The sequence below is a fragment of the Bifidobacterium sp. RTP21102st3_E2_RTP21102_210122 genome (assembly GCF_040916945.1).
Lineage (GTDB): Bacteria > Actinomycetota > Actinomycetes > Actinomycetales > Bifidobacteriaceae > Bifidobacterium > Bifidobacterium longum.
On the sequence record NZ_JBCPAN010000027.1, the window covers coordinates 1 to 654 of the forward strand.

Consider the following 654-nt stretch of genomic DNA (forward strand, 5'->3'; position numbering starts at 1 on the left):
GGTATCGAAACTGTCCACGACGGCCTCCAGGTGAGCTACGGCTGTGCGTGTTCCGTCAAGAACAGGACGGTGAAACGATCAGCCAAGTTTACAGAAGCGAGGATTAATAGACGAACAAGCAGCAATTGGCATCAAAGATATGGGAATCCGCCAACAAGATGCGCTCGAAAATCGAGGCAAACGAATACAAGGACTACATCCTGGGCTTCATCTACGAGCACCTTATCAGCAACTTCGCCGCCAACGCAGGCAAGAAAGCAGGCGAGTTCTACACGCCGCACGAGGTGTCCATGCTCATGAGCGAGATAGTTTCGTGGCACCTGGCCGGACGCAAGAACATCACTATCTACAATAAAATCATTTACAACTATCCACTGGAACGTTTCCGTGCGAGTGGCTACATGAAAGATTTTCAAAACTTTGCAACCGATACGAACCTCTGGGGTCGCACACTTATAGCTTGAACAGGTTACACTAAACTAGACAGAATTTATAAAGTGTTCTACACTAAAGAAAATAGGAGAAAAACTATGTCTAGAAAAATTCGCCGTTACTTCACAGATGACTTCAAACAACAAATCGTTGACTTGCACAATGCAGGTAGAAAACGCAGTGAACTGATCAAAGAATATGATTTAACGCCCTCAACCTTCG

Annotated in this window: 2 pseudogenes; both read left to right on the forward strand. The window is 45.6% G+C overall.

Features of this window, described 5'->3' with window-relative positions:
* Positions 1–125: 125 nt before the first annotated feature.
* Positions 126–353 (forward strand): annotated as a pseudogene (locus AB5287_RS09995) (N-6 DNA methylase); the annotation flags it as partial.
* 189 nt (positions 354–542) lie between these two features.
* A pseudogene (locus tag AB5287_RS10000) lies at positions 543–654 on the forward strand (IS3 family transposase); the annotation flags it as partial.